General features: G+C 66.6%; 31 protein-coding genes and 2 pseudogenes. 30 read left to right on the forward strand and 3 right to left on the reverse strand.

What is annotated here, in order from left to right; genetic code table 11:
* From rplC to HOQ08_RS15070, 28 genes and pseudogenes are all read left to right on the forward strand, one after another.
* Positions 1–175: pseudogene (gene rplC / locus HOQ08_RS14935) on the forward strand (50S ribosomal protein L3); the annotation flags it as partial.
* An 11-nt stretch (positions 176–186) separates the two neighbouring features.
* Positions 187–789, forward strand: coding sequence for a 50S ribosomal protein L4 (rplD, locus tag HOQ08_RS14940; protein ID WP_291196649.1), 603 nt, complete (start codon positions 187–189; stop codon positions 787–789).
* Positions 777–1,079 (forward strand): 50S ribosomal protein L23, encoded by a 303-nt coding sequence (rplW, locus tag HOQ08_RS14945; RefSeq protein WP_291196653.1) that lies wholly within the window; start codon positions 777–779, stop codon positions 1,077–1,079. Before rplD ends, rplW begins: the two co-directional genes overlap by 13 nt.
* Positions 1,080–1,099: 20 nt before the next feature.
* Positions 1,100–1,921 (forward strand): 50S ribosomal protein L2, encoded by an 822-nt coding sequence (gene rplB / locus HOQ08_RS14950; RefSeq protein WP_291196656.1) that lies wholly within the window; start codon positions 1,100–1,102, stop codon positions 1,919–1,921.
* Positions 1,922–1,933: 12 nt separating this feature from the next.
* The gene (gene rpsS / locus HOQ08_RS14955) at positions 1,934–2,206 is read left to right on the forward strand and encodes a 30S ribosomal protein S19 (protein WP_056001708.1); all 273 of its coding nucleotides are present in this window, start codon (positions 1,934–1,936) and stop codon (positions 2,204–2,206) included.
* Position 2,207: 1 nt separating this feature from the next.
* A complete protein-coding gene (gene rplV, locus HOQ08_RS14960) occupies positions 2,208–2,543 on the forward strand; it encodes a 50S ribosomal protein L22 (RefSeq protein ID WP_181300981.1) in 336 nt (111 codons plus the stop codon).
* Positions 2,544–2,557: 14 nt separating this feature from the next.
* Complete coding sequence (rpsC, locus tag HOQ08_RS14965) at positions 2,558–3,307, forward strand: 30S ribosomal protein S3 (protein WP_291196672.1); 750 nt, start codon at positions 2,558–2,560, stop codon at positions 3,305–3,307.
* A gap of 11 nt (positions 3,308–3,318) precedes the next feature.
* Positions 3,319–3,732, forward strand: a complete 414-nt coding sequence (gene rplP / locus HOQ08_RS14970) for a 50S ribosomal protein L16 (protein WP_091340510.1) — start codon at positions 3,319–3,321, stop codon at positions 3,730–3,732.
* Positions 3,732–3,917, forward strand: a complete 186-nt coding sequence (gene rpmC, locus HOQ08_RS14975; RefSeq protein ID WP_091340512.1) for a 50S ribosomal protein L29 — start codon at positions 3,732–3,734, stop codon at positions 3,915–3,917. Before rplP ends, rpmC begins: the two co-directional genes overlap by 1 nt.
* 12 nt (positions 3,918–3,929) lie before the next feature.
* Positions 3,930–4,190, forward strand: coding sequence for a 30S ribosomal protein S17 (rpsQ, locus tag HOQ08_RS14980; RefSeq protein WP_267171452.1), 261 nt, complete (start codon positions 3,930–3,932; stop codon positions 4,188–4,190).
* A 15-nt stretch (positions 4,191–4,205) separates the two neighbouring features.
* Positions 4,206–4,574 carry a 50S ribosomal protein L14 gene (gene rplN, locus HOQ08_RS14985; protein ID WP_017461864.1) on the forward strand — a complete coding sequence of 123 codons (369 nt, stop codon included), beginning with the start codon at positions 4,206–4,208 and terminating at the stop codon, positions 4,572–4,574.
* A 13-nt stretch (positions 4,575–4,587) separates the two neighbouring features.
* A complete protein-coding gene (gene rplX, locus HOQ08_RS14990; RefSeq protein WP_291196680.1) occupies positions 4,588–4,902 on the forward strand; it encodes a 50S ribosomal protein L24 in 315 nt (104 codons plus the stop codon).
* A gap of 12 nt (positions 4,903–4,914) precedes the next feature.
* Positions 4,915–5,454, forward strand: a complete 540-nt coding sequence (rplE, locus tag HOQ08_RS14995) for a 50S ribosomal protein L5 (RefSeq protein ID WP_291196682.1) — start codon at positions 4,915–4,917, stop codon at positions 5,452–5,454.
* A gap of 31 nt (positions 5,455–5,485) precedes the next feature.
* Positions 5,486–5,791: a 30S ribosomal protein S14 gene (rpsN, locus tag HOQ08_RS15000; RefSeq protein ID WP_091340522.1), complete on the forward strand. Its 306-nt coding sequence runs from the start codon at positions 5,486–5,488 to the stop codon at positions 5,789–5,791.
* Between the two features lie 207 nt (positions 5,792–5,998).
* The gene (gene rpsH / locus HOQ08_RS15005; protein WP_091340525.1) at positions 5,999–6,394 is read left to right on the forward strand and encodes a 30S ribosomal protein S8; all 396 of its coding nucleotides are present in this window, start codon (positions 5,999–6,001) and stop codon (positions 6,392–6,394) included.
* Between the two features lie 9 nt (positions 6,395–6,403).
* Positions 6,404–6,931 carry a 50S ribosomal protein L6 gene (gene rplF / locus HOQ08_RS15010; protein ID WP_291196687.1) on the forward strand — a complete coding sequence of 176 codons (528 nt, stop codon included), beginning with the start codon at positions 6,404–6,406 and terminating at the stop codon, positions 6,929–6,931.
* A gap of 104 nt (positions 6,932–7,035) precedes the next feature.
* Positions 7,036–7,389 carry a 50S ribosomal protein L18 gene (gene rplR, locus HOQ08_RS15015; protein WP_291196690.1) on the forward strand — a complete coding sequence of 118 codons (354 nt, stop codon included), beginning with the start codon at positions 7,036–7,038 and terminating at the stop codon, positions 7,387–7,389.
* A gap of 99 nt (positions 7,390–7,488) precedes the next feature.
* Positions 7,489–7,998: a 30S ribosomal protein S5 gene (gene rpsE / locus HOQ08_RS15020; RefSeq protein ID WP_291196693.1), complete on the forward strand. Its 510-nt coding sequence runs from the start codon at positions 7,489–7,491 to the stop codon at positions 7,996–7,998.
* Positions 7,991–8,188: a 50S ribosomal protein L30 gene (gene rpmD, locus HOQ08_RS15025; RefSeq protein WP_291196696.1), complete on the forward strand. Its 198-nt coding sequence runs from the start codon at positions 7,991–7,993 to the stop codon at positions 8,186–8,188. Before rpsE ends, rpmD begins: the two co-directional genes overlap by 8 nt.
* 5 nt (positions 8,189–8,193) lie before the next feature.
* Entirely contained in the window at positions 8,194–8,625 is a 432-nt protein-coding gene (gene rplO, locus HOQ08_RS15030; RefSeq protein ID WP_343203822.1) for a 50S ribosomal protein L15, read from the forward strand.
* 4 nt (positions 8,626–8,629) lie between these two features.
* A pseudogene (gene secY / locus HOQ08_RS15035) lies at positions 8,630–9,942 on the forward strand (preprotein translocase subunit SecY).
* 132 nt (positions 9,943–10,074) lie between these two features.
* Entirely contained in the window at positions 10,075–10,431 is a 357-nt protein-coding gene (gene rpsM, locus HOQ08_RS15040) for a 30S ribosomal protein S13 (protein WP_209619614.1), read from the forward strand.
* Positions 10,432–10,443: 12 nt separating this feature from the next.
* Positions 10,444–10,830, forward strand: coding sequence for a 30S ribosomal protein S11 (gene rpsK, locus HOQ08_RS15045; RefSeq protein ID WP_007513384.1), 387 nt, complete (start codon positions 10,444–10,446; stop codon positions 10,828–10,830).
* A gap of 11 nt (positions 10,831–10,841) precedes the next feature.
* The gene (gene rpsD, locus HOQ08_RS15050; RefSeq protein ID WP_291196780.1) at positions 10,842–11,468 is read left to right on the forward strand and encodes a 30S ribosomal protein S4; all 627 of its coding nucleotides are present in this window, start codon (positions 10,842–10,844) and stop codon (positions 11,466–11,468) included.
* Between the two features lie 15 nt (positions 11,469–11,483).
* A complete protein-coding gene (gene rpoA, locus HOQ08_RS15055; protein WP_291196783.1) occupies positions 11,484–12,482 on the forward strand; it encodes a DNA-directed RNA polymerase subunit alpha in 999 nt (332 codons plus the stop codon).
* Positions 12,483–12,757: 275 nt separating this feature from the next.
* Positions 12,758–13,144 (forward strand): 50S ribosomal protein L17, encoded by a 387-nt coding sequence (rplQ, locus tag HOQ08_RS15060; protein WP_291196786.1) that lies wholly within the window; start codon positions 12,758–12,760, stop codon positions 13,142–13,144.
* A gap of 144 nt (positions 13,145–13,288) precedes the next feature.
* Entirely contained in the window at positions 13,289–13,789 is a 501-nt protein-coding gene (locus HOQ08_RS15065) for a disulfide bond formation protein B (protein ID WP_291196789.1), read from the forward strand.
* Positions 13,790–13,825: 36 nt separating this feature from the next.
* Entirely contained in the window at positions 13,826–15,178 is a 1,353-nt protein-coding gene (locus HOQ08_RS15070) for a 3-deoxy-7-phosphoheptulonate synthase class II (protein ID WP_291196807.1), read from the forward strand.
* Between the two features lie 22 nt (positions 15,179–15,200).
* Here HOQ08_RS15070 and lepB read toward each other — a convergent pair whose 3' ends face one another.
* The 3 genes from lepB to HOQ08_RS15085 all read right to left on the reverse strand — a co-directional run bounded on the left by lepB (position 15,201) and on the right by HOQ08_RS15085 (position 17,742).
* Positions 15,201–15,875 (reverse strand): signal peptidase I, encoded by a 675-nt coding sequence (gene lepB / locus HOQ08_RS15075; protein ID WP_291196792.1) that lies wholly within the window; start codon positions 15,873–15,875, stop codon positions 15,201–15,203.
* 71 nt (positions 15,876–15,946) lie between these two features.
* Positions 15,947–16,168 carry a GDCCVxC domain-containing (seleno)protein gene (locus HOQ08_RS15080; RefSeq protein ID WP_291196795.1) on the reverse strand — a complete coding sequence of 74 codons (222 nt, stop codon included), beginning with the start codon at positions 16,166–16,168 and terminating at the stop codon, positions 15,947–15,949.
* The gene (locus HOQ08_RS15085; RefSeq protein WP_291196810.1) at positions 16,165–17,742 is read right to left on the reverse strand and encodes an amidase; all 1,578 of its coding nucleotides are present in this window, start codon (positions 17,740–17,742) and stop codon (positions 16,165–16,167) included. The genes HOQ08_RS15080 and HOQ08_RS15085 overlap by 4 nt, the downstream gene beginning before the upstream one ends.
* 147 nt (positions 17,743–17,889) lie before the next feature.
* Between HOQ08_RS15085 and HOQ08_RS15090 the strand changes: the two genes are divergently transcribed.
* Both HOQ08_RS15090 and HOQ08_RS15095 read left to right on the forward strand, forming a co-directional pair.
* The gene (locus tag HOQ08_RS15090) at positions 17,890–18,621 is read left to right on the forward strand and encodes a c-type cytochrome (RefSeq protein WP_291196798.1); all 732 of its coding nucleotides are present in this window, start codon (positions 17,890–17,892) and stop codon (positions 18,619–18,621) included.
* Positions 18,618–19,898, forward strand: coding sequence for a cytochrome c (locus tag HOQ08_RS15095; RefSeq protein ID WP_291196801.1), 1,281 nt, complete (start codon positions 18,618–18,620; stop codon positions 19,896–19,898). Before HOQ08_RS15090 ends, HOQ08_RS15095 begins: the two co-directional genes overlap by 4 nt.
* The last annotated feature ends 586 nt before the right edge of the window (positions 19,899–20,484 follow it).

Here is a 20,484-nt window from a genome sequence, read left to right on the forward strand (position 1 = left end):
GGGCCGTGTGTTCCCAGGCAAGAAGATGGCCGGCCACATGGGTGCGGTGAATCGCACGCAGCAGGGTCTGGAAGTGGTCAAGGTCGACGCCGAGCGTCACCTGATCGCGGTCAAGGGCGCGGTGCCGGGTGCGACCGGCGGCGACGTCGTTATCCGCCCGACCACCAAGGGTTGAGGAGAGACGCCATGGAACTGAATGTCATTGGCGCCAAGCCGCTCGCCGTGTCCGACGAAGTGTTCGGCACCGAGTTCAAGCAGGCCCTGATCCCCCAAGTGGTGGTTGCGTACCCGGCCGGCGGTCGCGCCGGCACCAAGGCGCAGCTGTCGCGCGGTGAGCTGTCGGGCACCACCAAGAAGTTCAAGAAGCAGAAGGGCGGCGGCGCCCGTCACGGCGACTATCGCGCCCCGATCTTCGTGGGCGGCGGTGTCACCTTCGCGGCCAAGCCGCGCAGCTTCGAGCAGAAGGTCAACCGCAAGGCTTATCGTGTCGCGATTCGCTCGATCCTTTCCGAGCTGAACCGCCAGGATCGCCTGAAGGTGGTCGAGGGCTTCGGCATCGAGGAAGCCAAGACCAAGGCGATGGTCGCCAAGCTGGCCGAGCTCAAGGTCGCCGGTCGCGTGCTGCTGGTGTCCGAGGACGCCAACGAGGCGCTGTTCCTGGCCGCGCGCAACATCCCGTACCTGCACGTGGTCGACGTGATGGCGCTGAACCCGGTCAGCCTGGTCGGTTCCGACTACGTCGTGCTGACCGCCGAGGCCGTGAAGAAGATCGAGGAATGGCTGGCATGAGCAACGAACGCATTCTCAACACGCTGCGTGCGCCGCACATCTCCGAGAAGTCCGCGCGCCTGGCCGAGAACAACCAGTACGTATTCGTGGTCGCCCCCGAGGCGACCAAGGCCGATGTCCGCGCGGCGGTGGAGCAGATGTTCGACGTCAAGGTCGAGCAGGTGAACCTCGTCAACGCCAAGGGCAAGGTCAAGTCCTTCCGTTTCCGCGCTGGCAACCGCCAGGGCAAGCGCAAGGCCTATGTCCGCCTCGCCGATGGCCAGACCATCGACGTTTCGGCCAAGGCCTGAGCTCAAGGAGTTGAATTGAGATGGCACTGATCACTCACAAGCCGACCTCGCCGGGCCGCCGCGACTCCGTCAGCGTCCGCACCGAGGGTCTGCACAAGGGCGCGCCGTACGCGGCGTTGACCGAATCGCAGTCCAAGACGGGTGGCCGCAACCATTACGGTCGCATCACCACGCGTCATCGCGGTGGTGGCCACAAGCAGGCCTACCGCATCATCGACTTCAAGCGCGACAAGGAAGGCATCGCCGCCAAGGTCGAGCGTATCGAATACGATCCGAACCGTACCGCGCACATCGCGCTGCTGTGCTACGCCGATGGCGAGCGCCGCTACATCATCGCGCCCAAGGGCGTGCAGGTGGGCGACCGTTTGGTGTCCGGTTCCGACGCGCCGATCAAGGCCGGCAACAGCCTGCCGCTGCGCGCCATCCCGGTTGGTTCGACCATCCACTGCATCGAGATGAAGGCGGGCAAGGGTGCGCAGATCGCCCGCAGTGCCGGCGCCTCCGTGCAGCTGGTCGCCCGCGAGTCCGGTTACGCCACGCTGCGCCTGCGCTCCGGCGAGATGCGCCGCGTGCCGGTCGACTGCCGCGCCACCATCGGCGAAGTCGGCAACTCCGAGCACAGCCTGAAGAAGCTGGGCAAGGCCGGTGCCAAGCGCTGGAAGGGCATCCGCCCGACCGTGCGCGGCGTGGTGATGAACCCGGTCGACCATCCGCACGGCGGTGGTGAAGGCCGTACCTCCGGCGGCCGTCACCCGGTCAGCCCGTGGGGCACGCCGACCAAGGGCTACAAGACCCGCAACAACAAGCGCACGCAGCAGTTCATCGTGCGTCGTCGCAAGTAACAGGAAACGATCATGCCGCGCTCCCTAAAGAAAGGTCCGTTCATCGACCTGCACCTCGCAAAGAAGGTGGAAGCCGCCGTTTCCGCCAACAACAAGCGTCCGATCAAGACCTGGTCGCGCCGCTCGATGATCCTGCCCGAAATGGTGGGCCTGACCATCGCCATCCACAACGGTCGCCAGCACGTGCCGGTGCTCGTCAACGAGAACATGGTCGGGCACAAGCTCGGCGAGTTCGCGGTGACCCGCACCTTCAAGGGCCACGGCGGCGACAAGAAGGGCAAGTAAGATGAGCACCGAAGCCAAAGCGATCCTGCGCAGCGCCCGCATCTCGGCGCAGAAGGCACGCCTGGTGGCTGACCTGGTCCGCGGCATGCCCGTGGGCCGCGCCAGCGACGTGCTCCAGTTCACCAACAAGAAGGCCGCTCACCTTGTCCGCAAGGTGCTGCTCTCGGCCGTCGCCAACGCCGAGAACAATCTGGGCGCCGACGTCGACGAGCTGAAGGTCTCGCGCATCTTCGTGGACGAAGGTCCGGCGATGAAGCGCATGTATGCCCGCGCCAAGGGTCGCGGTTCGCGCATCCTGAAGCGCACCAGCCACATCACCGTGGTCGTCGGCGAGTAAGAGGACAGAAGACGATGGGTCATAAAGTTCATCCCACCGGTATCCGCCTCGGCATCGCCAAGGACTGGAATTCGAAGTGGTACGCCAACAAGGGCGAGTACGCCCAGTACCTCGCGGCTGACCTGAAGGTCCGCGAGATGCTGCGCAAGAAGCTGGCGCAGGCCGGCATCTCCAAGATCCAGATCGAGCGTCCGGCCAAGACCGCCCGCGTGACGATCCACACCGCCCGCCCGGGCGTGGTGATCGGCAAGAAGGGCGAGGACATCGAGAAGCTGCGCAAGGAAGTGTCCGACATGATGGGCGTCCCGGCGCACATCAACGTCAACGAAGTGCGCAAGCCCGAGCTCGACGCGCAGTTGGTGGCCGAGTCGATCGCCCAGCAGCTGGAGCGCCGCATCATGTTCCGCCGCGCGATGAAGCGTGCGGTCGGCAACGCGATGCGCCTGGGTGCGCTGGGTATCAAGATCAACGTGTCCGGCCGCCTGAACGGCGCCGAGATCGCCCGTTCCGAGTGGAGCCGCGAAGGCCGCGTGCCGCTGCACACCCTGCGTGCCGACATCGACTACGGCTTTGCCGAGGCGAAGACCACCTACGGCATCATCGGCATCAAGGTGTGGGTCTACAAGGGCGAGATCTTCGACCTGGCGGCAGCGTCCGTCGAGTCGAAGGACGAACAGTCGCAGCCGCGCCGCGAAGGTGGCGAGGGTCGTCGTGAATCGCGTCGCGAGGGCGGTGAAGGCCGCCGCGAGCGGACGGCGAAGTAAGGAGAGTTGCCATGTTGCAACCGAAGCGAACCAAATACCGCAAGCAGTTCAAGGGCCGCAACGATGGCCTGGCCCAGTGCTCCAACCTCGTCAGCTTTGGCGAGTACGGCCTGAAGGCGACCACCCACGGTGCGCTGACCGCGCGCCAGATCGAGGCGGCCCGTCGTTGCATCACCCGTTTCGTCAAGCGTGGCGGCAAGCTCTGGATCCGCGTGTTCCCGGACAAGCCGATCACCAAGAAGCCGATCGAAGTGCGTATGGGCGCGGGCAAGGGCGGCGTCGAGTTCTGGGTCGCCCCGATCCAGCCGGGCCGCATGCTCTATGAAATCGAGGGTATCGACGAGGCCACGGCACGCGAGGCGTTCCGCCTGGCCGCCGCCAAGCTCTCGGTGCAGACCCAATTTGTGACCCGGGCGGTGATGTGATGGCCACCAACGATCTGAACACCAAGTCGGCCGACGAGCTGAAGCAGCACCTGCTGGACCTGCGCAAGGAGCAGTTCAACCTGCGCATGCAGAAGGGCACCGGCCAGCTCAGCCAGCCGCACCAGCTGCGCCGCGTCCGGCGCGACATCGCCCGCACGAAGTTCGTGCTCGGCACGAAGAAGTAAGGGACCGCCGACATGAGCGAGAACACCAAGCAGGCGCGCACCCTCGAGGGTCGCGTCATCAGCAACAAGATGAACAAGACGGTGACCGTCCTGATCGAGCGCCAGGTGCAGCACGGCCTGCTGGGCAAGATCATCCGCCGGTCGACCAAGCTGCATGCGCAGGACGACATCGGTGCGAACGAGGGCGACCTGGTGCGCATCGCCGAGTGCCGTCCGCTGTCCAAGACCAAGCATCACCGCGTGGTCGAAATCGTCACGCGCGCTGCGGTCTAAGGGGAGGGTGCAGACATGATCCAGATGCAGAGCACGCTTTCCGCGGCCGACAACAGCGGCGCGAAGGAACTGATGTGCATCAAGGTGCTCGGCGGCTCCAAGCGCCGCTATGCCGCGATCGGTGACGTCATCAAGGTCACCGTGAAGGATGCGATTCCGCGCGGCAAGGTGAAGAAGGGCGAGGTCTACAACGCCGTGGTGGTTCGTACCGCCAAGGGCGTGCGCCGCCCCGACGGCTCGCTGATCCGTTTCGACGGCAACGCAGCGGTGCTCCTCAACAACAAGCTCGAGCCGATCGGCACCCGCATCTTCGGGCCGGTCACGCGCGAGCTGCGCGGCGAGAAGTTCATGAAGATCGTCTCCCTCGCGCCCGAAGTGCTTTGAGCGGAGAGAAACCATGAACCGTATCCGCAAGGGTGATCAGGTCCTCGTGATCGCCGGCAAGAACAAGGGTCAGCGCGGCGACGTGCTGCGTGTGGACGGCGAGCGCGTGTTCGTCTCCAACGTCAACATCGTCAAGCGCCACACCAAGCCGAACCCGCAGGCCAACCAGGCCGGCGGCATCGTCGAGCGCGAGGCCTCGATCCATATCTCCAATGTGCAGCTGTTCAATTCGGCCACCGGCAAGGGTGAGCGCGTAGGTGCCAAGGTGCTCGGCGACGGGCGCAAGGTGCGCGTGTTCCGCTCCAGTGGCGAACAGGTGGACGCGTAAGGAACCGATGTCATGACGCGCCTTGAAAACTTCTACAAAGACCAGGTCGTTGCCAAGCTCACCGAGCGTTTCGGCTACGAGAACGTGATGCAGGTTCCGCGCATCACCAAGATCACCCTGAACATGGGTGTGGGCGAGGCTGCCGGCAACAAGAAGATTCTTGAGAATGCCGTGGCCGACATGACCAAGATCGCCGGCCAGAAGCCGATCACGACCAAGGCGCGCGTGTCCGTGGCCTCGTTCAAGATCCGCGACGGCTGGCCGATCGGCTGCAAGGTCACCCTGCGCCGCGCCAACATGTGGGAATTCCTTGATCGCCTGATCAACATCTCGCTGCCGCGCACCCGCGATTTCCGCGGCGTGTCCGGCCGCGCATTCGATGGCCGTGGCAACTACAACTTCGGCATCAAGGAACAGATCATCTTCCCGGAAATCGACTTCGACGCGATCGACGCGATGCGTGGCATGGACATCTCCATCACCACCACCGCCAAGACCGACGAAGAAGCCAAGGCGCTGCTGGAAGCCTTCAGCTTCCCGTTCCGCAACTGATCGCGCCGAACTTAAGAGCGAGAGAAACGCAATGGCAAAGACCTCCATGGTCAACCGCGACATCAAGCGGACCAAGCTCGTCAAGAAGTACGCCGCCAAGCGCGCCGAACTGAAGGCGATCGTGCTGAACCCGAACGCCTCGTACGACGAGAAGATGGACGCGCAGTCCAAGCTGCAGAAGCTGCCGCGCGACGCCAGCCCGGTGCGCCAGCGCAACCGCTGCGAGCTGTCCGGTCGTCCGCGCGGTGTCTACCGCAAGTTCGGTCTGGGCCGCAACAAGCTGCGCGAAGCGACCATGCGCGGCGACGTGCCGGGCCTGCGCAAGGCCAGCTGGTAAGACTCCAGGCGGCGGGCGCCCGGGTGCCTGCCGCTCCGCAGGCGGCCTGACGGCTGCCCGGTGCATAAATCGCGCCGACGTTCGCTAAAAGCGGGAATAGCTGCTATAGTCGTCGGTCTGCGCAACGCAGGCCGACGGTTTTGTCGGCTCACAATCTGATTGATTTCCGGTTTTATCGGATATCGGTGCACTCTGAAGGATGTTTTCATGAGCATGACTGATCCCATCGCCGATCTGTTTACGCGCATCCGCAATGCCCAGCTCACGGGCAAGCAGGCCGTAAGCATGCCGTCGTCGAAGCTGAAGTTGGCGATCGCCAACCTCCTCAAGAACGAGGGCTACATCCTCGACGCCAAGACTTCCGACGCGGAAGGCAAGCCGGTGCTCGAGATCAAGCTCAAGTATTTCGAAGGCCGCCCCGCCATCGAGGCCATTTCCCGTGTTTCCCGCTCCGGCCTGCGCGTGTATCGCGGCAAGGACGAGCTGCCGAAGGTGCTCGGCGGCATGGGTATCTCGATCATCTCGACTTCCGCCGGTCTGATGACCGATGCGCAGGCCCGCGCCAAGGGCCTGGGCGGCGAAGTCATCGGCCAAGTGGCGTAAGGAGTTTCCATGTCCCGCGTTGCCAAGAAACCGATCAGCCTGCCCAAGGGCGTGGAGCTGAAGTCCGACGCCAACGGCGTCTCCGTCAAGGGTCCGAAGGGTACGCTGTCGATCCATGCCCTGCCGGGCGTGTCGGTCGCAGTGAACGATGGCGTCGCGAACATCGCGCTTGCCGACGGCGCCGACGACAAGTTCGGCGGTACCGCGCGCGCGCTGCTGGCCAACATGATCAAGGGCGTGTCCGAGGGCTACGAGCGCAAGCTGGAGCTGGTCGGCGTGGGTTACCGCGCCTCCATGGCCGGCAAGGCGCTGAACCTGAGCCTGGGCTTCTCGCACCCGGTCGTGTTCAACGCGCCGGAAGGCATCACGCTCGAGACTCCGTCGCAGACCGAGATCCTGGTCAAGGGCTCGGACAAGCAGCGCGTAGGCGAAGTTGCCGCCAAGATCCGCGCGTTCCGTCCGCCGGAGCCCTACAAGGGCAAGGGCGTGCGCTATGCCGGCGAGAAGATCACCCTGAAGGAAGCCAAGAAGGCGTAAGTGCGCTGTCCCTGCGCGAAGAAGCGGCCATCCATGGCCGCACTCTTCAGAAAGAGCAGGGTATTCCGCTCATTCAAGCCGATCCGCTTTCGAGGAACAGACAGATGAACAAGAACGAATCCCGCCTGCGCCGCGCCAAGTCGACGCGTGCCCACATCCGCAAGCTTGCCGTGGCGCGTCTGTCGGTGCATCGCACCGGCCAGCATCTTTACGCCCAGGTGTTCGACGCCTCCGGCGAGAAGGTGGTGGCGGCCGCTTCCACCGTGCAGAAGTCGGTGGCCGAGGGCCTGAAGGGCACCAAGAACCTGGCTGCCGCCGCGGCGGTGGGCAAGGCCGTGGCCGAGCGTGCGCTGGCCGCAGGCGTCGAGTCGGTTGCGTTCGACCGTTCCGGCTTCCGTTACCACGGTCGCATCAAGGCACTGGCCGATGCGGCGCGCGAAGCGGGCCTGAAGTTCTGAGGAACCGGGAGTCCAGACTCCCGGTCCATAGCAAGCACAACAACAAGCGGCCAAGCCGCAAGCAAAGTCCCGGATGGTCCGGGCATACGGAAACGAACAATGTCTTCTACCGATCGCGAAAATTCCGACGGCCTGCTCGAGAAGCTGATCGCCGTCAACCGCGTGGCCAAGACCGTCAAGGGCGGCCGCCAGATGAGCTTCACCGCGCTGACCGTCGTCGGTGACGGCGAGGGCAAGGTCGGCTTCGGTTATGGCAAGGCGCGTGAAGTGCCGGTGGCCATCTCCAAGGCGATGGAGCGTGCCCGTCGCAACATGGTGAGCATCGATCTGAACAACGGCACCCTGTGGTACGCCATCAAGGCCAACCACGGCGCGGCGCGCGTGTTCATGCAGCCTGCTTCCGAGGGTACCGGCGTGATCGCCGGCGGCGCGATGCGCGCCGTGCTGGAAGTGGTCGGCGTGAAGAACGTGCTGGCCAAGGCGGTCGGTTCGCGCAACCCGATCAACCTGGTACGCGCCACCATCAAGGGTCTGCAGGCGATCGCCTCGCCCAAGCGCATCGCCGCCAAGCGCGGCAAGACCGTCGAAGAGGTGCTCGGCCATGGCTAAGAACAAGGAAACCGCCGCCACCGTGCGCGTGCGCCTGGTCAAGGGCCTGCGCGGCGTACAGGGGCGTCATCGCCTGAGCGTCAAGGCGCTGGGCCTGAACAAGCTCAACGATGTGCGTGAACTGAAGGACAGCCCGCAGGTGCGTGGCCTGATCAACACGGTCTACTACCTGGTCCGGGTCGAGGAGTAATCATCATGCGTCTCAACGACATCAAGCCGGCTGCCGGTTCGCGCAAGACGCGCCTGCGCGTCGGTCGCGGTATCGGTTCGGGCCTGGGCAAAACGGCCGGTCGCGGCCACAAGGGCCAGCACGCCCGCGCCGGTGGCACCCATAAGTACGGCTTCGAGGGCGGCCAGATGCCGCTGCAGCGTCGCCTGCCCAAGGTCGGCTTCCGCTCCAAGAAGAAGGCCGAGAGCCAGGAAGTCTTCCTGTACCAGCTCGCCAACCTGAAGGCCGACGTGATCGATCCGATCGCGCTGCACCAGGCCGGCCTGGTGGACAGCAAGGCGAAGAAGATCAAGGTCGTCGCCAAGGGCGAAATCGGCCGTGCGGTCAAGCTCTCCGGCGTGCTCGCCACGGCCGGTGCCAAGGCGGCCATCGAGGCTGCCGGCGGCAGCGTGGAGTAAGACGGTGGCGCAAGCCCAGGGCAATGCGCTCGGCGCGCTCGGCAAGCTGACGGAACTCCGCCAGCGCATCTTCTTCGTGATCGGTGCGCTGGTCGTCTTCCGCCTCGGCTCGTTCATCCCGGTGCCGGGCGTCAACCCGGAAGCCATGACGCGGCTGATCCAGGGCGGCGGCGGCCTGCTGAACATGTTCAACATGTTCTCCGGCGGCTCGCTGCAGCGCTTCTCCGTGTTCGCGCTCGGCGTGGTGCCCTATATCTCCGCCTCGATCGTGGTGCAGATGATGGGTTCGGTGGTGCCGAGCCTGCAGGCGCTGCGCAAGGAAGGCGAGGCGGGTCGCCGCACGATGACCATGTACACCCGCTTCGGCACGCTTTCCAGGCGTTCCGCATCGACGCGGCGCTGCAGTCGCAGACGGCTGACGGCGGCGCGCCGGTGGTGTACACGCCGGGCTTCGGTTTCATCCTGGCCTCGGTGGTGGGCCTGACCGCCGGCTCGATGTTCCTGATGTGGCTGGGCGAACAGATCACCGAGCGCGGCATCGGCAACGGCATCTCGCTGCTGATCTTCGCGGGCATCGTGGCGGGCCTGCCCGGCGCGGTATCCAGCACCCTGGGCATGGCCAGCAACGGCGAGCTGTCGGTGCTGAAGCTGATCCTGGTTGTGGTGGTGGTTCTGGCGGTGACGGCTTTCGTGGTGTTCATGGAGCGCGCCCAGCGGCGCATTACCGTGAACTATGCGCGGCGGTCGGGTGGCCAGCGTGCGTACATGAACCAGACCTCGCACCTGCCGCTGAAGATCAACATGTCGGGCGTGATCCCGCCGATCTTCGCCTCGAGCCTGCTGATGTTCCCGGCGACGGCGGTGAGCTGGTTCGGCGCCGGCCACCAGGCGCGCTGGCTGCAGAGCCTCACCCAGGCGATCGCGCCGGGGCAGCCGCTCTATGAGATCACCTACGCCGTGCTGGTCATCGTGTTTGCTTTCTTCTACACGGCGATCGTCTTCAACTCGCAGGAAACGGCCGACAACCTCAAGCGGTCGGGTGCATTGATCCCGGGTATCCGACCGGGGCGGGCCACCGGCGAGTACATCGACGGCGTCATGACCCGGTTGACGGGCGTGGGAGCGATCTACCTGGTGCTGGTGTGCCTGGTGCCGACGTTCCTGCAGAACTACTGGCACGTGCCGTTCTACTTCGGCGGCACCTCGCTGCTCATCATCGTGGTGGTGGTGATGGACTTTACCGCCCAGGTGCAGGCGCATCTGGTCAGCCACCAGTACGAGAGTCTGCTCAAGAAGGCCAACCTCCGCCGCAACTAGTGGCTGCTGGGGCGAACGGGGTTGGTCACGTTGGAAGGCAGGCGGCACGGCGCCGCAGGGCTTTCCTGTTCGGGTAATTCAGGTTAAAATTGCGCGTTTACCGCGCAAGAAACGCATCGGAGAAAGTACATCATGGCGCGCATCGCGGGTGTCAATTTGCCGGTCCACAAGCATGTGTGGGTTGGCCTGCAGAGCATCTACGGCATCGGCCGCAGCCGGGCCAAGAAGGTCTGCGCGGATGCCGGGGTGGTTCCGACCACGCCGATCAAATCGTTGAGCGAAGGCGAGGTGGAGAAGCTCCGCCACGAAATCGGCAAGTACGTCGTCGAGGGCGACCTGCGCCGTGAGGTGGGTATCGCGATCAAGCGCCTGATGGACCTGGGTTGCTATCGCGGCCTGCGCCACCGTCGTGGCCTGCCGGTGCGCGGCCAGCGCACGCGTACCAATGCACGCACCCGCAAGGGCCCGCGTCGCGCCATCAAGAAGTAACGGATCGAGAATATGGCCAAGCCTGTCAAGACCAAGAAGAAGATCAAGCGCGTCGTCACGGATGCCGTGGCCCACGTGCAGGCCTCCTTCAACAACACCATCGTCACCATCACCGACCGCCAGGGCAACGCGCTGTCGTGGGCGACTGCCGGCGGCGCGGGTTTCCGCGGTTCGCGCAAGTCCACCCCGTTCGCTGCCCAGGTCGCTGCCGAGAAGGCTGGCCGCGCGGCCGGCGACTACGGCGTGAAGACCGTGGAAGTGCGTATCAAGGGCCCCGGCCCGGGCCGCGAATCGGCCGTGCGTTCGCTGAACGCGCTGGGCTACAAGGTCCTGAACATTATCGACGTCACGCCGATCCCGCATAACGGCTGCCGTCCCCCCAAGAAGCGTCGAGTCTAAGGAGTAACCCCATGGCCCGTTATCGTGGAGCTACCTGCAAGCTCGCCCGCCGCGAGGGTGCGGATCTCAGCCTGAAGAGCCCGGCCCGTGCGCTGGACTCCAAGTGCAAGCTGGAGAACAAGCCCGGTCAGCATGGCGCCAACAAGCGCATGCGCATGTCCGACTATGCCGTCCAGTTGCGCGAGAAGCAGAAGGTCAAGCGCATCTACGGCGTGCTCGAGCGCCAGTTCTGCAACTACTACACCAAGGCGTCGACCCTCAAGGGCAATACCGGCGAAAACCTGCTGCGCCTGCTCGAAAGCCGCCTGGACAACGTCGTCTACCGCATGGGCTTCGCGGTCACCCGCGCCCAGGCGCGTCAGCTGGTCAGCCACAAGGCTGTGCTGGTCAACGGCAAGAAGGTCAACATCCCCTCGTACCAGGTCAAGCCGGGCGACGAGGTCGCGCTGACCGAGCGCGCGCGCACCCAGCTGCGCGTGCAGGAAGCGGCGACCGTGTTCGACACCATGGACCTGCGCCCGATCTGGCTGGAAGTGGACGCGAAGAAGTTCGCCGGCACGTTCAAGTCGATGCCCGACCGCGGCGACCTGCCGACGGACATCAACGAAGCCCTGATCGTCGAGCTGTATTCGAAGTAATTACCGGAGCCCTGCATGGCAGTTTCGTCAACTAGTGTGCTGCGGCCTCGTGGCCTCAGCGTCGAGCAGCTCGGAGCCAACCGCGCCAAGGTGGTGGTGGAGCCGCTCGAGCGTGGCTTCGGCCACACCCTGGGCAACGCGCTGCGCCGCGTGCTGCTCTCCTCGATCCCCGGCAGCGCCATCATCGAGGTGGAAATCGATGGCGTGCTGCACGAGTACACCACCCTCGAGGGCCTGCAGGAGGACGTCATCGAAGTCCTGCTCAACCTCAAGGACGTGGCCATTCGCCAGCATTCCGGCGACGAGGTCACCCTGACCCTCTCCAAGAAGGGCAAGGGCGTGGTCACGGCCGGCGACATCGTCGTCGACCACTCGGTGGAAATCATCAATCCCGAGCACGTGATCTGCCACCTGACCAAGGACATCGCGCTCAACATGCGCCTGAAGGTGCGCCGTGGCGTCGGCTACCAGCCGGCCAGCGCGCGCCAGCATCCGGACGACGAAGCGCGTCCGATCGGGCGCCTGCAGCTCGATGCCTCCTTCGCGCCGGTGCTGCGCGTGGCCTACGAGGTCGACGCGGCCCGCGTGGAGCAGCGCACCAACCTGGACAAGCTGGTCCTGGACATCGAGACCAACGGCACCATCGGCGCCGAGGATGCGGTCCGCAAGGCCGCCGAGATCCTCAACGACCAGCTGTCGGTGTTCGGTGACTTCTCGCGACGCGAGAGCGCCACCGACAAGGCTGAAAAGGGCGGTTTCGATCCGCTGCTGCTGCGCCCGATCGACGATCTGGAGCTGACGGTGCGCTCGGCCAATTGCCTGAAGGCCGAGAGCATCTACTACATCGGCGACCTGGTGCAGAAGACCGAAGTCGAGCTGCTCAAGACGCCGAACCTGGGCAAGAAGTCGCTCACCGAGATCAAGGACGTACTGGGTTCGCGCGGCCTGGCCCTGGGCATGAAGCTGGAGAACTGGCCGCCGCCGGGCCTGTCGCACGGCATGCAGCTGGGTTGATGTTTGCGGCGGCGATCGAAGGATCGCCGCCGAAGTTTAGGCTGGCGGCCGTCTGACGCTACCGCCGGACTTTTTTGAGCGGTCGCCTTGACTGCCTGACAAGAGGGCCTGCTAGGCCCAAGCGGTCCTCACCGACCGCCAGAGCAATAGACGGCCACTCATGGCCGCACTTCTCACGAAGGCCCGTCCTTACAGGGCCGGAAACAGCGGGCAACCGCGGAAAGCCGGACACAACCGCCGGTTTTTCATAACAACAGACAGAGAGAGTCCTTCCCATGCGCCACCAGAAATCCGGCCGCAAGCTCAACCGCACCAGCTCGCACCGCGAAGCCATGTTCAAGAACATGGCCGCCTCGCTGATCAAGCACGAGCTGATCCGCACTACCCTGCCCAAGGCCAAGGAACTTCGCCGCGTCGCCGAGCCGCTGATCACCCTGGCCAAGGTCGACGGCGTCGCCAACCGCCGCCTTGCCTTCGCTCGCCTGCGCGACAAGGAAGCGGTCGGCAAGCTGTTCGTCGAGCTCGGGCCGCGCTATCAGCAGCGTCCGGGCGGTTATCTGCGCATCCTCAAGTGCGGCTTCCGCGCGGGCGACAACGCCCCGATGGCCTACGTCGAGCTGGTCGACCGCCCGCAGCACGCCGAGGCGGCCGAGGCCGAGTAAGGCCTTCGCCGTACGGGCGTCCAGACGTCCAAACGACAAACCTCGGCCGGGCGACCTGCCGGGGTTTTCCTTTTTTGCGCGGACCTTGCTGACAGCAGCCCGGCAAGCGGGTAATGTCGGCTTTCCGCAACGCAACAAGCCGCCATGAATCCTCTGCGCTGGTCGTACCGCTCAAGTTTTCTCGTGGGTTTCCTGATCTGCGTGGCCCTGCTCGGCTTTGCGTTGTACTCCGAGTACGCATGGGGGCTGGTCCCGTGTCCGCTGTGCATCTTCCAGCGCATTGGCTTCCTGGTGATGGCGGTCTTCTTTCTCGCCGGCGGTCTGCATGCGCCGCGCGGTAGCGCGCGCTGGGTGTATGCCGGCGGCGCTCTGCTGGGCGCGCTGTGGGGCATCGCGGTGGCGGCCCGCCACTTGTGGATCCAGTCGCTGCCGGCCGGCCAGGTACCTTCCTGCGGACCGCCGCTGGATTACATGTTCGACGCGTTCCCGTTCGCGCAGGTGCTGCGGATGGTGTTCACCGGCTCGGGCGAATGCGCCAAGGTCGAGCCGGTGCTCGGACTGCCGATGCCGGCATGGACGCTGTTCTGGTTCGTGTTGCTTGCGGCACTCGCGCTGGCCGCAGCCGTGCGCCGCCGTGCCGCCTGATTGCAGGAAATGCCCGTGAACGGTCGCCCGAATCCCATGGCTGAACTGCCCGCTGGCTGGACGCCTGCCTCCTGGCAGCAGCGCGTGGCCCTGCAGCAGCCGCACTACGAGGATGCCGCCGAACTGGCCCTGGCCACCAGTCGGCTCGCCGCGCTGCCGCCGCTGGTTACCTCCTGGGAGGTGCTGGCGCTCAAGCAGACTCTGGCCGAGGCGCAGGAGGGTGAGCGCTTCCTGCTGCAGGGTGGCGACTGCGCCGAGAGCTTTGCCGATTGCACCAGCCCGGTGATCTCCAACCGGCTCAAGGTGCTGTTGCAGATGAGCCTGGTGCTGGTGCACGGCCTGAAGAAGCCGGTGCTGCGCGTGGGTCGTTTCGCCGGCCAGTACGCCAAGCCGCGCTCGGCCGATATGGAGACGCGCGATGGTGTCACGCTGCCCAGCTTCCGCGGCGACGTGGTCAACGGCCCGGCCTTCACCCCCGCGGCACGCCGCGCCGATCCGCAGCGGCTGATCGAGGCGCACGCGCATTCGGCGCTGACCATGAACTTCGTGCGCGCTCTGATCGACGGCGGCTTCGCCGACCTGCACCATCCCGAATACTGGGACCTGGCCTGGGTCGAGCATTCGCCGCTGGCGGCCGAGTACCGCCGCATGGTCACGGCCATCGGCGATTCGCTGCGCTTCATGGAGACCCTGGCCGGGCCGATCGCGAGCTTTTCGCGGGTGGACTTCTTTACCTCGCACGAGGCGCTGCTGCTGCACTACGAGCAGGCACTGACCCGGCAGGTGCCGCGCAACCCGGGCTGGTTCAACCTTTCCACGCATTTCCCATGGATCGGCATGCGCACGGCGGCGCTGGACGGCGCTCACGTGGAGTATTTCCGCGGCATCCGCAATCCGATCGCGGTAAAGGTCGGCCCGTCGGTCACGGCCGAGCAACTGCTGCCGCTGATCGACGCGCTCAACCCGCATGACGAACCGGGCCGGCTGACCCTGATCCACCGCATGGGCAACGCCGGCATCGCCCGCGCCCTGCCGCCGCTGCTGGATGCGGTCAGGCGTGAAGGGCGGCGAGTGCTGTGGGTGGCCGATCCGATGCACGGCAACACCGAAAGCACCTCCAATGGCTACAAGACCCGCCGCTTCGACAACATCCGCGGCGAGCTGGACCAAGCGTTCGACATCCACGCGGCCGCCGGTACGCGGCTGGGCGGCGTGCACCTGGAGCTGACCGGCGAGGACGTGACCGAGTGCATGGGCGGCGCGCGCGACCTGTCCGAGTCGGACTTGAAGCGCGCCTACAAGTCGATGGTCGATCCGCGGCTCAACTACGAGCAGTCGCTGGAGCTGGCGATGCTGATCGTGCGCAAGTCCGCCGGCGGCGCGGGGTAGCCGGGGGATCGGAGCGCCCGGATCAGTGCAGTGCCAGCGCCCACCGGTGCGGCCGCGGCAGACCGTGGCGTGCCGGATCCAGCGACATCGCCACGTAGCGTGCGCGCCCGACGATCTCCCGACGCGGGACGAAGCCGAAGAAGCGCGAGTCGTAGCTGTCGTCGCGGTTGTCGCCCATCGCCAGGTAATGCCCGGCCGGCACGGTCACCGGGCCGTAGTTGCTGGCGGGGCTGGGCAGGTAGCGCTGCAGGCGCACGAGGTGATGGCGGCCCTTGACCGATTCGTCCGCATAGCTGGCCGGCTGCGCCTGGTCTGCGGCGATGCCGGCCACGCGCATCGGGCGGTAGCGTGCCGCATGGCCGTTGACGTAGAGCACGTTGCCGCGCAGCGCGATGCGGTCGCCGGGCAGGCCCACCACGCGCTTGACCAGCCGCTCTCCGGTGGCGGCCGAATCGATGATCACGATGTCATTGCGTTGCGGATCGGCGCGATGCCACAGCACGACATGGGTGAACGGCACGCGCAGGTCATACGCCATGCGCTCGACCACGATGCGGTCGCCGATGCGGATGGTCGGCTGCATCGAGCCGGTAGGCACGCTGTTCCAGTCGGCCAGCGCGCTGCGGAACATCAGCATGCCGAGCAGGAAAAGGAAGAGGCCGCGGTTGCGCAGCAGAAAGCTTCTCAGTGCATGCATGGCCGATCCTTGTCCTTGGGGTCAGCCGCTTGAGACTGCGCCGGGGCAGGGCAGTTCCCCCAGCCTTTGCCCTATCCGCAGCAACCGCGTTCGGCCTGCACCGGCGGGCACGGCACGTCGCCGTAGGAGCAGAACACACAGCAGTCGCCGGGCTTGGGCTTGAGCAGCGCGCCGCAGGCAGGGCAGTCGTGGAAGAACAGGCAGGCGTCGGTCGGCATGGTTTCCACCGACCGATGCCCGCAGTGCGGGCAGGTCAGCGTGCTTTGCAGGCGCACTTCGCGCGACCGGTTCATGGCGACACCACGGCGGACTTGCCGCCGACCGTGTCCAGGAAGCGCGGCGGCTGCCAGGCCTTGGCGTGCTGCTCGAAGCCGTAGGCGATCGAGATCAGCGTGGGCTCGCTCCACTTGGCGCCGAACAGCACGATGCCCACCGGCAGGTCGTGGGCGAAGCCGGCCGGCACGGTGATAGACGGATAGCCGGCCACCGCCGCCGGCTGCGAGGCGCCGCCCACGGTCGGATCGCCGCTGACGATGTGGTCGCCCAGCACAGGATCGGTGACGAACGCCGGCCCCCACGAGGGCGCCAACAGCGCATCCAGGTGGTCCTTGGCCAGCGCCGCATCGATGCCCTCGGGCCCGGCAAGACGCTTGGCCGTGGCCAGTGCGTCGGTGTACTTCTTCTCGCTCAGCGGCCCGCGCGCCTGCGCCTGCTCGAACAGCTCCTGCCCGAACCAGGTCATCTCCTGCGCCGCGTGCGCCTTGTCGAAGGCGATCAGGTCGGCCAGCGACTTCACCTTGAGTTTGGGCCGCGTGGCGAGATACGCATCGATGTCGTGCTTGAACTCGTAGGACAGCACGGTCAGTTCCGGTTCGCCCAGCTTGGACAGGTTCGGCACCGTCACCGGGTCGATGATCACCGCGCCCTGCGCCTTCATCAGCGCGATGGCCTGGGCGAGCACGCGGTCGGCGTTGGGCTCGGCGCCGGCGAGCTGGCGCACCACGCCGATGCGCTTGCCCTTCAGGCCATTGGCGTCAAGGAAGTGGGTGTAGTCCGTCGCATGCTTGTCCGCCTCGGCAGTGGCGCTGTCGCGCGGGTCGCTGCCGGCGATCACGCTGAGCAGTGCGGCCGCGTCGGCCACGCTGCGCGCCATCGGGCCGGCGGTGTCCTGGCTGTGCGCGATCGGCACGATGCCGCTGCGGCTGACCAGGCCGAGCGTGGGTTTGATGCCGACGATGCCGTTGCTGGCCGCCGGGCAGATGATCGAGCCGTCGGTCTCGGTGCCGACCGCCACCGTCACCAGCCCCGCTGCCACTGCCGCGCCCGAGCCCGCGCTGGATCCGCAGGGATTGCGGTCGAGAACGTAGGGATTTCTGGTCTGCCCGCCGCGCCCGCTCCAGCCGCTGCTGGCGTGGTTGGAGCGATAGTTGGCCCATTCGCTCAGGTTGGTCTTGCCCAGCACCAGCGCGCCGGCCTTGCGCAGCCGCTCGACCAGCCCCGCGTCGCGCGGCGCCGGCGCGTCGGTCAGCGCCAACGAGCCGGCCGTGGTGAGCATGCGGTCGCCGGTGTCGATGTTGTCCTTGAGCAGCACCGGGATGCCGTACAGCGGCCCGCGCTTGGCCTTGGCGCGGCCGGCATCCAGTGCGGCAGCGAGTGTGAGCGCGTCGGGGTTGGCCTGGATCACTGCGCGCAGCGTCGGTCCGGCCTGGTCGATCTGCGCGATGCGGTCGAGGAACTGCCGCGCCAGCGAGCGGCTGTCCAGCGAGCCTGCATCCATCTGCTGCTGCAGCTGGTCGATCGAGGCCCACGCCAGCGGCGCGGCCGGTTGCGCGGCCAGCGCCGGCGCAGCGAGCAGCAGGGCGACCATCGGGGCAAGGCGGGCGGGCGATCGTTTCACGGCAGCCTCCGGAGGGGCGGTGTGCAATGGATACGGTGCGGCATGGTGTCGCGCTGGTGCAGCATATCCCGCCTCGCGGGCACGCCGCGCGCGAGGCACTACCTATAATTCCCGCCCATGAGTCTGCTTCCTTCCGTGCGCCTTGCGCCGGCGCTGCTGGCCGCCGCGCTGTTTGCCGCCACCGTCCGCGCCGCCGACGCGCCGACCGTGCCCGATACCCTCAAGCAGCGCATCGCCGCCTGCACCGCCTGCCACGGCGAGCAGGGCCAGGGCACGCCCGAGAGCGGCTTCTTCCCGCGCCTGGCCGGCAAACCGGCGGGCTACCTGGCGAGGCAGATCAAAAACTTCCAGGACGGCCTGCGCAAGTACGCGCCGATGGAATACACCGTGCGCGGTCTCTCGCCCGAGTACATGCACGAGATCGCCGACTACTTCGCCGCACAGCAGGTGCCCTACGAACGCTCGCCCGTGCCGCGCATCTCGGCGGCGATGCTCGAGCGCGGCCAGACGCTGGCCACCCACGGCGACGCCGCGCGCAAGGTCCCCGCCTGCGCCGCCTGCCATGGTGCGCAGCTCACCGGCGTGCAGCCGGACATCCCCGGCCTGGTCGGCCTGCCCTACGACTACGTCAGCGCGCAGCTCGGCTCCTGGCGCACCCATACCCGCGCGATGGTCGCGCCCGACTGCATGGCCGCCATCGCCGGCCGCCTGAGCGAGGCCGACATCACCGCGGTGTCGGCCTGGCTTGCCACCCGCGACGTGCCGGCCGATGCCCATGCGCAGCCGCCGGGATCGGTCACGCCGCCGCTGGCCTGCGGCGTGCTCGGCGCGACGGAGGCTGCGCGATGAAGTGGTTGCTGCGCACCTTCCTGGCCGTGCTCGTGCTGGCCATCGCGCTCGTCGCCTGGTGGCTGTCCGCCCAGCACCATCCCGCGCTGCCGCCGGCAACCGGCACGGCGGCAAACAAAGATCCCGCACTCATCGCCCGCGGCGCCTACCTGGCTACCGTGGGCGACTGCGCCGCCTGCCACACCGCCCAGGGCGGCAAGCCCTACGCCGGCGGCCGCGCGCTGCCCACGCCCTTCGGCGACGTGCCCGCGCCCAACCTCACCCCCGACGATGCCACCGGCCTGGGCCAGTGGTCCTTCGACGCGTTCTGGCGCGCGCTGCACGAGGGCATCGGCCGCGACGGGCGCGCGCTCTATCCGGCATTTCCCTACACCTCCTATACCAAGGTCAGTCGCGACGACGCGTTCGCGCTGTTTGCCTATCTCAAATCGTTGTCGCCGGTGCACAGCGAAACGGCCGCACCGTCGCTGCGTTTTCCCTACGACCTCAAGGCGAGCCTGGCCACCTGGCGCACGCTGTACTTCCGCCCTGGCCAGTTCGTGCCCGACCCGAAGCAGTCGGCCGAGTGGAATCACGGCGCTTATCTGGTGCAGGGCCTGGGCCACTGCAACGAATGCCACGTCACGCGCGACAACCTCGGCGGCCTGCCCGCGGGCGAGACGCTCACCGGCGGCCAGATCCCCGCGCAGAACTGGTATGCGCCCGACCTCAGCACGCGCGCCCACGGCGGCCTGCAGGGCTGGAGCGCGGACGACATCGTGGCCCTGCTCAGGACCGGCCAGTCCGCCAAGGGTGCCGCCTTCGGCCCGATGGCCGACGTGGTCATGCAGAGCACCCAGCATCTGCACGAAGACGACCTGCACGCCATCGCCACCTACCTGCAATCGTTGCCGCCGCGCCCCGCGCGCGCGGCCGGAGGCAGCCCACTCGATACGGCCGCACTGCTTGGCCGCGGCGGCGATCTCTACGGAAAACAATGCGCAAGCTGCCACAGAAAGGATGGGCAGGGCGCCGCCGGCGTCTATCCGGCGCTGGCCGGCAACGGTGCGGTCGTCGAGCCCACCGGCATCAATGCCATCCGTATCGTCCTGCTCGGTGGCTTTGCGCCCACCACGGCCGCACATCCACGCCCCTACTCGATGCCGCCGTTTGCACAGCAGTTGAACGACGCCGACGTCGCCGCGGTGGTCAGCTACATCCGCCGTGCCTGGGGCAACGACGCCGGCGCGGTGATGGAGCGCGACGTGGCCGCCTACCGCCATACGCCGGTCGAATAAGCGCCGCCCGGGACCGCATCCTCCTTCGCAAAACGGGAGAAGCTAGGCGTGCCATTCACCCTGAGGGCCGGCGGGAGTCATCCATCTTTTCCGTTCGCCCGGAGCGTAGGCCGCAGGCCGGAGTCGTAGGCCCCTCACGCAACCGTTCATCCTGAGCGTAGGCCGCGCCAGCGGTCGGAGTCGAAGGACCCTCTCACAGGGCACTTCGACTCCGCCGTCCTGCGGGTGGCTACGCTCAGTGCGAACGAGCGGGGAACGGGTTGCGCAGCCCATTGCCACTGCGACCGGCGCGGACACGCAGTCTTGACTCGCCGTGGGTTTTTCGCCCGAGCTCCTGTTCGCATACTCGCCGGTTCCGCTTTCCGGATACGCGCAGCCGGCCCAACGCCAGACGCCCAGCCCGCAGCGTGTCGATTTGCCTCCCTCCCACTCGTCAATACAAGACGCTGCGGCCATCTTCCGCGGCCCAAACCCCCAAGGTCGAAATGATGAGCAAGCTGATCTTCGTAAACCTGCCGGTGACGGATCTGAAGCGTTCGATGGCGTTCTACGCGGCCGTGGGCGCGGCCAACAACCCCGCCTTCAC

The sequence above is a fragment of the Frateuria sp. genome, assembly GCF_013362045.1.
Taxonomy (GTDB): Bacteria; Pseudomonadota; Gammaproteobacteria; order Xanthomonadales; family Rhodanobacteraceae; genus Frateuria_A.